This window comes from Roseiconus lacunae (genome assembly GCF_008312935.1).
GTDB classification, from domain to species: domain Bacteria; phylum Planctomycetota; class Planctomycetia; order Pirellulales; family Pirellulaceae; genus Stieleria; species Stieleria lacunae.
This window is the reverse complement of sequence record NZ_VSZO01000010.1, coordinates 302,669-313,883: the sequence shown is the minus strand read 5'-3', so window position 1 is coordinate 313,883 and position 11,215 is coordinate 302,669. Positions and strand designations below refer to the sequence as shown.

Here is an 11,215-nt window from a genome sequence, read left to right as displayed (position 1 = left end):
CGCGTTGCCTTTCCTGCGGTGGTGAACCGGGGACAAGAGACAACTGCCTAAACACCAAAGGCATGGAATCCGTCGTTCGCGGTCTGGCCACCGAGAGTGTGGTTATGAAAAGTCATCGCGTTTTGGGCCAGCAGATCCGCGTAAAGAGCAGCACCGAGAACCTGGGACCGAACGACGAAAGCTCGCGAAAAACAAAAGTCCGCGCCCCATCCGCGATCGTTCCAAGGCCAATTCGGGCAGGAAAAATCGGTGAATTCGACGAGTGCCGATCATCAGTGACTGTTCGTCTATCACACGCCTCATTGCGGAGACTCGCACCGTCCATGCGATGGGTCCAGGATGACGCCCACCCCGGTCAAATGCAAGTGACCAAGCACCGCTGGGATGTCGCTTTGCCGCCAGCCACTGGCGGATGGAGATTCGCCGATTTTTGCCCGCTTCCTCCCCGCGTGGGAGCTCGCGGACGCGGTATTTTTGGTGAGTTTGTCACCGGATTGGCTTCATAACCGTCAATCCGAAGCTTGCTTTCAATTCGCATACCGGCGATCACCACCACCCCGCCGCGAAGTGCCGGGTGATTGAATCCGTTAAATCGCGCCTCGTATCACGCGTCAATCGGCTCACGAACCACCGTTTCTAGACTCACAGACTCGTTACGGCATGCACTTTGCCTCATTGATCAGTTTGCTCCTTGGATCGAGTGCTTAGTTCCGTTTGAAATCGCTGGCAAGAGTCTTCAGCCGACGGGCATTAGCTCCGGTTGTCGCTCGGAAACCGGGGCTAACGCCATTCGGCTAATTTTAGAACCGGATCGAAACGAAGCACTCGCTTTCCACACCGAGCATTCCCAATCTCTAACCCAGGCGAACGCAAGATGAAGACCGCAACGAAAACCGAACTGCCTTCCAAAGAACTCCTCAACGAACTCGCCAACGAAACTTCGGAACGCTGTGTGTCGATCTACATGAAAACGGCAACGGCGGGTCCTGAGACAACGCAAGCGCCGATCCGTTTGAAGAACTTAGTTCGACAGGCCCACGAGCAACTTGACGGTGGGAACGACACTCTCAAAAAAACACTTGAAGAAGTTGCCGGGATGGAGCATGACTCGACTTTTTGGCAACATCAATCTCATGGTCTGGCGATCCTGATCAGCCCCACGCGTCAGGCATGGATTTCGTTACCGACAGAGCCTAAAGAAGAAGTCACCGTCGGTAGCCACTTTTCACTTTGTCAGCTCGCCGCGCAATCCAACACCATGGCAACGCCGCTCGTGCTAACGCTCAGTTGGGAGCGTGCGAGCTTGCTTCACGTGCACCAAAGTTCGGTCACCGAAGTCACGACGGGCGGCTTCCCGGCCGCCTACGACGATATTGTGACCGAGCGTGATCCCGAACAACAGCTTCAGTACCACACGCAGTCAGGAGGCAGCGGCGGTTCAGACGTCGCGATGTACCACGGCCAGGGGCTCGGCGAACAGAAGATCGAAGCTGACCGGCAAATGTACCTCAACCAGATCGCCAAGCGTTTAAAAAGTCACGCCTATGATCATGACGGTCCGCTGTGGATCATGGCGACCGAAGAGGTGCAGGGGCACTTCAAGTCCAACTGCGACCTAACCATCGGCCACGTTATCTCAGCCAGCCCCGATAGCCTCAATGAAACGGCGCGGAACACTCGACTACTTGAAACACGTCAGTCTCAAACTCATGGCGTCAGTAATTCGCTCGGCGAAAAACTTGGCAATGCATTGGGCAAGGGCCTCGGGTCGACCAAGCTTGATGAGATCCTGCTCGCCGCGCTCGATGGCCGTGTTGAGACACTGATCGTCCAGCAACAAACGCCCGTTCGAGGATCGTTCGATAAAGATAAGCGATCGGTTTCGGTCAGTCCTGACGGGCCGGACAACTTGCTGGACGAAGCGGTAAGACTGACGATTCAAACAGGAGGCGAGGTCGTCGTTGCCGACGAGCGTGATAGCGAACAGACGAACGCATCGGCCGCAATCTTCCGCTATTCCATCGGCAGTTAAATCCGCCGGTACTGCTCGTTCTCAAAGAATTTAGGGTTCGTCAGTTGGTTCGGCCGCATCGACCTCGGCGGCCGTCGGTTGACTCGGCTTCGTTGCCTCCGCCGAGTCACTGGTTAGCTTTTGCAACATCGGCATCACCACAGATTGGTAAACGCCTCGCATCATTGGATACTTCGCCATTATTTGAAAGGTATCGTAGAGCTTTTCGCCATCCTGCTGGCTCATCGGTACTTGGCTGCGGTGACCATGCCGGTCAACCATTTTTGCGGTGTAATTCCAAGTTCCATCGGAATCTTGAATGCGGATGACGTCTTCAATTTGCGCAGAAGCAACGTCAAGCGAACCTTCAACCGTCTTATCGATCGTAGCGTACTGCTGAGTGTCGACCCCGAGTGATTTTGCGACCGTCGTTGCTGTTCGCTCGACTGACTCTGGGCTGGCAATCGATTGCAATCGTTTCGCGTTCTTTTCCAACTCAGTCAATTTGCGTTCATCGGGCAAACGTTCAACCGCTTCCAGCTGCCGGTCGACTGATTGTTGAATCTCTCGCTCAGAGATTTTCTCCATCGGTGGCGGCGAAATAGTTGGGGATGGCAACGGCTCCTTTGCGGGAGCAGCATGCTCCTGGGGGGGGCCTGAAGGAGGAGCCGGCCGAGCAGCCGTGGAGGATTTGGATGTCGTCTTTGGCACCATCCACGCAAGCAGAACGGCGAGTAGGATTGCGTGAGCGACGATGGAGATTCCGATCGCCTTGTGTCGACTTGTCAGTTTCATTTGGAAGGTCAGCCAGGTTGCCAAACTTTTGCGGAGGCTGGTTCGATCGTGTGTTAGGGTGCGAGCCGCTCGACTCGCCAGTTCGAAGCGTCTTTCCGATAGCGAAGGCGGTCGTGAAGCCGGCTATCACGCCCCTGCCAAAATTCAATGGTGATCGGGTCAACACAATATCCGCCCCAATTGTCGGGGCAAGGAATTGGGTTGGAATCCCCGTGCTGCTGCTTTAGCTCGGCAAGTCGCCGTTCGAGGACTTCACGGGATTCGACCACGGAGGACTGGCTACTGACAATCGCCCCCAATTGGCTGTCCCGAGGACGTTTGCGGAAGTACGCTTCGGACTGATCACGTGGTGCCTTTGAGACCGTGCCGGTGACGCGCACTTGACGTTGAATATGTTGCCACAAAAAGCACAGTGCGACGTGCGAATTTGACTCCATCTGTGCGGCCTTGTCCGAATCGTAATTGGTATAGAACCAAAAGCGATCCTGCTCCAGTCCCTTTAGCAACACGATCCGGCTGGACACTTCGCCTTTTCCATCGCTGGTCGAAAGCGTCATCGCGTTGACCTCGACCCAGTCGGGCAAATCTCCTTGGAGTGCCTCGCTCAGCCAAGTTTTGAACTGAACCATCGGGTTGGGATCAATGTCTTTCTCTAATAGGGTCGAGAGTGTGTAACTTTTTCGCATCTCATACAAACTCATGGAAGCCTCGCATTGATTTTCGGAGCAATGATCGCTTGCTTTCGGCGGGTTTCGCCGGTGTTTTCAGTCGGCAAACTGGCATCTGTCGCGGTTTGGCACAGGCGTTGCAACCCTAAAAGAGTTGCTAGGTTACACGCAAGAAGACCTGCCAATTTGGCACACTTTTCTTTTGTTTTTTGAGACAACCGATGATGGATTCCAACGCCTTACAACCGTCTGATTCTCTGGTCGGCAAATTGCTGGTCGCATCGACCACTGTCCAGGATCCGATGCTGAATCGATCTGTTTCTCTGGTCGTCCATCAAGATACCGAGAATGTCTTTGCGGTGTTACTCAATCGGCCGATGGCGGCACCGGCGGGACTGAGCAAAATGCTTGGTTCACTTGGCAGCTCGCCAGGATCACAACCGGCGGCAAAGTCAGACGAACAACGCCGCTCGCGATTGCCGCAATCAGATCCGGGCGTACCTGAGAAGGCGGCTGATGTCTTGGCGGACGAGGCGTCGCAGCAGTCCGGCGAGATTGATGATCCGACATCAGATTTTACTGAAATCGCTGAATCCACGTTGGCCGAAAAAACCGCCGGCGAAGTCTCGAAATCTCTGGGGACAATCCATTTCGGTGGTCCCCTATCAGGCCCCGTCGTTGCCGTCCATAGTTCCAGCGAACACGCCGAAGCTCAGACCGGCCAGGGCGTTTACGTCGCCGCCGAGCGATCGGTACTAGAAACGCTCGTCAAACAGAAACCGGGCCCTTATCGGCTGATTGTTGGGCATCTTGGCTGGACGCAGGAGCAGCTTCAGGCCGAGCGTGAGGCTGGGTTCTGGCACGTGATCGATGCCAACGAGCACGATGTTTTCACCCGCGACGACTTTCTTTGGCCAACGGTTATCCGACGAGCGACAACCAACAGCATGGCCCACTGGCTGGGAATTGATCAGCTTCCCGCAGCCGCCGAATTAAATTAGTGCTTCGTCGAGGCCAAACCGCCCGAGGCTGGCTATCGATACAGATTCTGGCGAGCCTGCAGGCGTAAAATCGCACCAATGGACCTCATTCCCAACCGGTCGGCGAGGTGATCGGCAATCACTCGAGGTTAAGACTTCCGCTCGCCGACATTCTTGCTAAGTTTTTGGGAACGCTTCTTCCTTGTTGCCGTGGATCCCGACGTTGCCCCGAGACACCTCCTCCCCCCGCGACGATGAGTCGCCGAAAAAATTCCGCATCACCCGTAAACGACTGGGAACAATCCGGTTTATCGATGACAAGGGTGAGTTCGGTTTTATCGAAGCGGAGGATTTTCGAGACGATGTCTTCTTCCATCAGTCGATCTGGCAACAGCCGGAGAACTTTGACCCGGGGCACAACCGGCCCCGCCGCGACCAGCGTTCATTCTCCGATCAGCGGCCGCAGCACCGTGATTCGAGACCGCCACGACGAGATCGACATCAGGACACACGCCAGCCCATACTCAGTAAAGAACTGATCGGGCGGCACGTCGAATTTGAGATCGACGATGACCTCTTCGAAGTCGAAAAGAAACTCCGCGCGACCACCGTTCAACTGACCAAGCGACCGATGGGACGGCGGATGACCGGGCGTGACGCAACGTTCAATATCGTTACGCACCATCCCAAAGCACGCCGCAAACGCCCCGATTGGCGAAAGTAGGCGGCGTTCTGATGCAGGCGTAGTAGAAGCACCCGCTACTGGTCTGACCCCTGTCTTAACCAGCGATAACGTTCCCGCGGAATCATCAGCTGATGTTGACGAAATTCAGTGAGGCGTGATTGATCGGCTATACTGACAAGCGAACCGCGAGCGTCCGATTTAACGGAAGTCCCCGCTTGCGATCTCTTCGCCAATGTTGGCCCTTCCACTTCGTCTCTATTCGCGACTCCTATGCTTCGAAACTCCCTGCTGACACGACGATTCGTGCTGACCCTCGCCGTGACGTATTGTGCGGCGATCCTTCCTTGTGCGGAGCTTTCCGCAGAAGAAACGGCGCCCCTGAAGGCCTTGATTATTGACGGGCAGAACAACCACGGGGCATGGCCGAAGACGACGATGATGATGAAGTCGTACTTGGAAGATTCGGGTCGATTCAGCGTCGATATCGCCCGGACTCAATTCACCTGGAAAGGCGGAAAGCTGCTCGAACAATATCCGCTCGAAGACGGCAAGTCATACACCGATCTACCGCAGCCCAAGTCCGATCCTGATTTCAAACCGACGTTTTCAAATTACGACGTCGTGATCAGCAACTTCGGCTGGAAAGCGGCACCGTGGCCGGAGGAAACTCAAACGGCCTTGGAACAATATGTTTCCGGGGGCGGAGGTTTTGTCGTGATCCATGCCGCGGACAATTCGTTCGGTTCATGGACGGAGTTCAATGAAATGATCGGACTCGGTGGCTGGGACGGACGCAATGAAAAGTCCGGCCCCTACGTTTACGTCGACAAAGAAGGCCAAGTCCAACGCGACCTTTCGCCAGGCCCCGGCGGCAATCACGGACCGGCGCACGAGTACCAAATCGTTGTCCGCCAACCCGACCACCCGATCGTCAAAGGACTGCCCAAGGCATGGCTGCACACCAAGGACGAACTGTACCAGAAGCTTCGTGGTCCGGCACTCAACATGACGATTTTGGCCACCGCTTATGCTGACCCAAAGTATCGTGGCACCGATCGGCATGAACCCAAACTAATGACGATCGATTACGGCAAGGGGCGCATCTTTCACACGACGATGGGGCATGACGACGTTGCGTTCAGTTGCGTTGGTTTCATCACCACACTCCTCCGCGGTTGCGAATGGGCGGGTACCGGCGAAGTCACGTTAACGAAGGTGCCGGAGGATTTTCCAGGCGTCAACGAAACCAGCAAACGCGAATTTGAGTCATAACGCGGATCCGCTGATCGATGTCAACTTGTGAGCCGACGGCGCTAGCGGCGGGCCCCGCTTTTCGACAGGTTTTTGCGACACAGCCTCGACGCTGATGCGTGTCTGCGGATTTCAGTAGCGGAAGCCGCCGACGACCTGTTGATATAGTCAGAACTGCGACGATAGCTCAATCAACAGGCCGCTGACAAGTTCCGCTACGTTGAAACGGGCGCTTTGCTAAACTCGCTTGAGAACGTAGACAACATCTTCGGTCGTCTCGTCGACTTCGATCGGATCGGATAAGTCGTACCCAAAGTCGTACGTCGCGACGACCTCCCATTTCCCGCTGTGCTTGATCAAACGCGCCATCTGAGCCTTGGTGTAGCTCCGCAGGACAAGCTCGTCGTTGATCCGTGAGCTACCGCTGGGCTTGTGAATATCAAAGCGGATTCCGAATCGCTCGACACGCTTCTTCGGGTCACGACTGTTGGTCCACATGTGTGTGTTAACCGTCAAATGACCACGGCGAGCGGACCAGGACTCGCCCTCGCTCGGCTCCGCTTCGGTCGGTGTTAAATGCACGCCCAATAAATAAAGCCCGCCGACACGGACCGCACCGGCCATCGATTCCATGTGCCCACGGGCGGCGGCTTCGGTGGAAAGGTGGCGGAAGCTGTTGATCGTGTTGAACGCGACGTCGCTCTTTCGTTTGACTCGAAAGTCAGACATGTCGGCGACAAACGCACGGAAGTCGAAACCGTGCTTTCGAAATCGCTCGTTACAAAACTCGATCGCCTTGGGATTCAAATCCAAACCGTCGACATCGTAACCCTGGCGTGCCAGATGATAGAGCAGGCGGCCGGTCCCGCATGCGGGCTCGAAAAATCGGTTCGCCGCTTTCTTCATGTATCGCTTGGCGCAGCCGAGAATGAATTTTGTCTCTGCCGCACAGTCGGCGCCGAAGACCAAATCGTAATACTTGGGGTGATCGTAGATCGATTCGTTGAGTTCTTCCATGACAGGCTTTTAACCGCTCTACAATCTTCCGTCTACCACCGACACACGCTTCTTTTGGCAAGCGCCGACCGCCCATCACCTTCGCCGACCCGCAATTCGAGTCGGCTCGAAACTGATTCGTCTGTTCTTTTATTTTCCCACGCCATGCTGATCCTACTGTCTCCGTCGAAGCGACTGGACTACGACTCCCCCGTAACGGTCAACACAAAAACCACCCCCAAGCTGATCGATTCGAGTACCGAATTGGCCGACGAACTTCGTGAACTCACCCCCAAGCAAATTGCCTCGTTGATGGGCATTAGCGATGAGTTAGCCACGCTGAATCATCAACGTTTTCAGGATTGGATCGCGCCGATGCCGGACGATGCGACGCGGCAGTCGGCGTTTGCGTTTAAAGGCGACGTGTATCTCGGACTGGAAGCGGAAACGTTGACCGCAAAACAACTCGAATACGCTCAGGAACACCTGCGGATTTTATCAGGCCTATACGGAGTCCTGCGTCCGCTCGACGGGATCTTGCCGTATCGGCTGGAGATGGGCACCTCACTCAAGAATGCGCGCGGCAAAGATCTGTATCAATTCTGGGGAACCTCGATCGCCGAATCGCTCAATCACCAACTCGAGCAGACGGGTTCGAAGTTCATCCTGAACTGCGCCTCTAACGAGTACTTCAAGGCCGTCGACAAGAAAACGATTGCCGCCGAAATCATTTCTCCGGTCTTCAAAGACAAATCGAAAAATGGCGACTACCGGGTGATCACGGTCTACGCGAAAAAGGCTCGCGGCACGATGGCCGCCTGGGTGATCCGCAAGAAAGCGAAGACACTCAAAAAGTTGCAACAGTTCGACGGCGATGGCTATCGCTACGACGAGGCGAGTTCCACAGCCGCCAAGCCGGTGTTCCTGCGGGGCTAGTGCGTCGTCAACCCTTGAAATAAGGATTCGCCGATTAGCGTTAGCCACCGTTTCGGTACGGTGATCCAGGCGAACGCCCGTCGGCCGATACGCCGAGCCGGATCTTTGGTCCAGGTTGAGCATTGGTGCTATGCATTCTCTTGACCCGATGCCAAACACGACGTCAATCGGAATGTTCGATCAGGTGTGCAAAGAACACGGCTTTGTCGGCCGCATAGCGAGCCGGGTCGCCTTCTCCCTGACGCCACCGATCCACCTTGGTCGTTTCGAACCGCAACGACAACTCGCGATCGTCTTGCAAACGCTCGGCGATCATGAGCGATGAATGATAAAACGGACTGCCGGCGTAGGTTAAAAACACACGGTGCGTCGGTTCACCACCACGAGGCTTCTCCAGCACGATCGTCTCGGCCGCCCACATCGGTGTTTCCTGGCGGCGGAAGAACATGCCTTCGATCAACACCGTCGACTCCGCGAGCGCCTGCTCGCGTTCGGCGTCGTCTTTGACCACGGCGATGACGTCCACGATCGGTTGAGCGATCATGCCGCTGACCGCCGTGCTGCCAATGTGATGGACTTCGTTGACCCAGCCATCACAACTATGTAACAGTCCACTTCGCGTCTGCAGGAACTCTTGTTTCCAGCGAGGGTCGTAGTGCATCAGACGAACGGGACTGTCCATAAAATTCGGGCGGATGTGGGATGAACAAAACTGGGAATTCGATCGTCGCGATCGGATCGCAACGGTGCGCGTGTCGATCATATCGTATCCCAGCGTCACCCCGCCCGATGGCCCCGAACATCGATGTTGCGGGCGGTGACCGCAAAACGAAAAAAAACGCCTGCCACAACAATGCGGCAGGCGTTCTGAAATGGAGTCAATCGACAAGCAGACGTGTTACTTGCTGCTCAGCATCGCCAGCTTGTTCAAAGCAATCTGTTTTCGGATTGAATCGACGTAGGCTTCATCTGCTGGGCACAAACGTCCGGCCGGCACGGTGCAGGTGCGGCCGTTATCCTTGAGCAGACGGACGTTGCCCGTATTGATTTCGATCAATCGACCTTGAACGCTGAACGTTCCGGTGTTGTCGATCCATGTCCGAACATGCGTTTCGCTGAGTGGATCGAGTGCGGGAACTTGATCAACCGACGTGACCTGAACGGTTACCGAAGGATCGGCTTCTGTCTTCCCAAATAAATCATCCAGGCTATCGCTGAGATCTTTTTCCTCACCAGCGGGCTTGTCGTTAGCTGGAGCAGCTTCACCTTCGGCCGGACCAAACAAATCGTCAAGCGAATCGCTCGCGTCGCCTGCGGGAGCGGCTTCGGCAGGTGCTTCCGAGGGTGTTCCGAACAAGTCGTCCATCGCGTCGTCTGCAGCTTCTGCGGGGGCGGCTGCATCTGCGGCCGGTGCTTCACCGAACAGGTCGTCGATCGATTCCGAAGCAGGTGCCGCTTCGGCAGGTGCGGCTTCGGCGGGAGCAGGATCGCCGAATAAATCGTCCATCGCGTCTGCCGGTGCGGCTTCGGCGGGGGCGGCGTCCGCTGGCGGGTCACCGAATAAATCATCAATTGACTCGTTCGCGGGTGCTTCAGCAGGAGCTTCAGCAGGAGCGGCGGGCTCACCAAATAAATCGTCCATCGCTTCGGCTTCGGCCGGAGCGGCGGGCTCGGTTGCCGGTTCCGCAGGGGTGTCACCGAACAAATCGTCAAGCGGCGCTTCGGCCGGTTCATCGGCGGGCGCTTCCGCCGGCATCTCGGCCGGTGCTTCCGCAGGTGCAGGCTCACCAAACAAGTCGTCCGTCGCCGGTTCGGCTGGGGCTTCTGGCTCGGCGGGGGCTTCCGGCTCGGTTGGCATCTCGGCAGCAGGAGCTTCGGCGGGAGCTTCCGGCTCAGCTGGCATTGCTGGCTCGGTGGGGGCTTCCTCAGCAGGCGCGGCTTCTGTCTCCGACGCATCAAACGGATTCGGGTCAGCAGCTTCGTTTTCGGCTGCGGCTGCGGCACCGGCCGCCGCGGCGGCATCATCGGTCAGTGCCGGACGTCCGGTTTCGATTTGGTCCGCCGGCTCATCGGTTTGAGGCGCGTCGAAGGTTTCAGCTTCGTCGGTTTTCGCCTCTTCGGGAGAATCGGTGACGATAGGCGGGGCGTCGTTGCTTTCTTCGACAGCGGTCGAGGCATCGCTGCCGTCTGCCGAACCACAGCCATCGGTGCAAGGTTCCGGTGCTGTCTCGCAACCGGTATCGCAAGCGGGCGGGCAGACGATCGGTTCGCAGCAGACTGGTTCGCAAACCACTGGCTCACAAACCACGACGGGGGTGCAGCTCACTGGGGGGCAGCTTACCGGGGCACACTGATCGGCCGCGGGTTTGCAACGCAGACGTTTCAGCAATCCTCCGGCGGTGGCCGGCCCGACGCTCAGGCCGGTCGACAAACAGACGACGAGGGTCCACCGCATGGTGTTTCGGACCTTTCGCTTCATCATTTTAGGCTCCTACAACGGCTCGGATTGGCCGCAGTTTGAAATCAACAACGGTTAATGTGCGAGTTCGACCAGCGCTTCGCAGCTCCGATAGCGGCGTTTGGGCGTGGAATTGAACGTTCAATGCTAATTGGGTCAAAATGCCGTCACAAGTCGATAAACTGGGCAAAATGCAGATGTGACCACCGATGGCGGTTGATCGGACGGGCGTTCGACTTGCTCACGCGACTGGCCTGTCCTTTCAAACCGTCTAGTCGATAAAACGGGCCTAGTCGCCGCAGACCAAAGGTGTGGCGAGCGATTCGGCGCGGTGAACCGAACCGGAGCGATCGCGTCACCAACGAAGATATTAATCGCTGCGGTCAACTCATTGGCCATTCCGGCCACCGATTTTGCCAATGACCGCCGGTTTCG

The 11,215-nt window shown here is 56.5% G+C and carries 10 protein-coding genes; 5 read left to right on the top strand and 5 right to left on the bottom strand.

Annotated elements, in window-relative coordinates:
• Window positions 1-874: 874 nt before the first annotated feature.
• Window positions 875-2,032 (top strand): baeRF3 domain-containing protein, encoded by a 1,158-nt coding sequence (locus FYC48_RS15140; protein ID WP_149497555.1) that lies wholly within the window; start codon window positions 875-877, stop codon window positions 2,030-2,032.
• 30 nt (window positions 2,033-2,062) lie between these two features.
• Here the strand turns inward: FYC48_RS15140 and FYC48_RS15135 are convergent, their stop codons facing one another.
• On the bottom strand, window positions 2,063-2,599 hold the full coding sequence (locus FYC48_RS15135) for a hypothetical protein (RefSeq protein ID WP_149497554.1): 537 nt from the start codon (window positions 2,597-2,599) through the stop codon (window positions 2,063-2,065).
• Between the two features lie 260 nt (window positions 2,600-2,859).
• Window positions 2,860-3,507, bottom strand: a complete 648-nt coding sequence (gene pdxH, locus FYC48_RS15130; protein ID WP_149497553.1) for a pyridoxamine 5'-phosphate oxidase — start codon at window positions 3,505-3,507, stop codon at window positions 2,860-2,862.
• Between the two features lie 188 nt (window positions 3,508-3,695).
• Here pdxH and FYC48_RS15125 point away from each other — a divergent pair, with 188 nt between their 5' ends.
• From FYC48_RS15125 to FYC48_RS15115, 3 genes are all read left to right on the top strand, one after another.
• Window positions 3,696-4,475: a YqgE/AlgH family protein gene (locus FYC48_RS15125; protein ID WP_235034265.1), complete on the top strand. Its 780-nt coding sequence runs from the start codon at window positions 3,696-3,698 to the stop codon at window positions 4,473-4,475.
• 202 nt (window positions 4,476-4,677) lie between these two features.
• Window positions 4,678-5,178, top strand: coding sequence for a cold shock domain-containing protein (locus FYC48_RS15120; RefSeq protein ID WP_200836615.1), 501 nt, complete (start codon window positions 4,678-4,680; stop codon window positions 5,176-5,178).
• Window positions 5,179-5,409: 231 nt separating this feature from the next.
• Window positions 5,410-6,411: a ThuA domain-containing protein gene (locus FYC48_RS15115; protein WP_149497551.1), complete on the top strand. Its 1,002-nt coding sequence runs from the start codon at window positions 5,410-5,412 to the stop codon at window positions 6,409-6,411.
• A 216-nt stretch (window positions 6,412-6,627) separates the two neighbouring features.
• Here the strand turns inward: FYC48_RS15115 and FYC48_RS15110 are convergent, their stop codons facing one another.
• Window positions 6,628-7,407: a class I SAM-dependent methyltransferase gene (locus tag FYC48_RS15110; RefSeq protein WP_149497550.1), complete on the bottom strand. Its 780-nt coding sequence runs from the start codon at window positions 7,405-7,407 to the stop codon at window positions 6,628-6,630.
• Window positions 7,408-7,551: 144 nt separating this feature from the next.
• Here FYC48_RS15110 and yaaA point away from each other — a divergent pair, with 144 nt between their 5' ends.
• On the top strand, window positions 7,552-8,322 hold the full coding sequence (yaaA, locus tag FYC48_RS15105; protein WP_149497549.1) for a peroxide stress protein YaaA: 771 nt from the start codon (window positions 7,552-7,554) through the stop codon (window positions 8,320-8,322).
• Between the two features lie 163 nt (window positions 8,323-8,485).
• Here the strand turns inward: yaaA and FYC48_RS15100 are convergent, their stop codons facing one another.
• Window positions 8,486-9,004 carry a GrpB family protein gene (locus FYC48_RS15100; RefSeq protein WP_149497548.1) on the bottom strand — a complete coding sequence of 173 codons (519 nt, stop codon included), beginning with the start codon at window positions 9,002-9,004 and terminating at the stop codon, window positions 8,486-8,488.
• 216 nt (window positions 9,005-9,220) lie between these two features.
• Window positions 9,221-10,804, bottom strand: a complete 1,584-nt coding sequence (locus tag FYC48_RS15095) for an SHD1 domain-containing protein (RefSeq protein ID WP_149497547.1) — start codon at window positions 10,802-10,804, stop codon at window positions 9,221-9,223.
• Window positions 10,805-11,215: the final 411 nt, after the last annotated feature.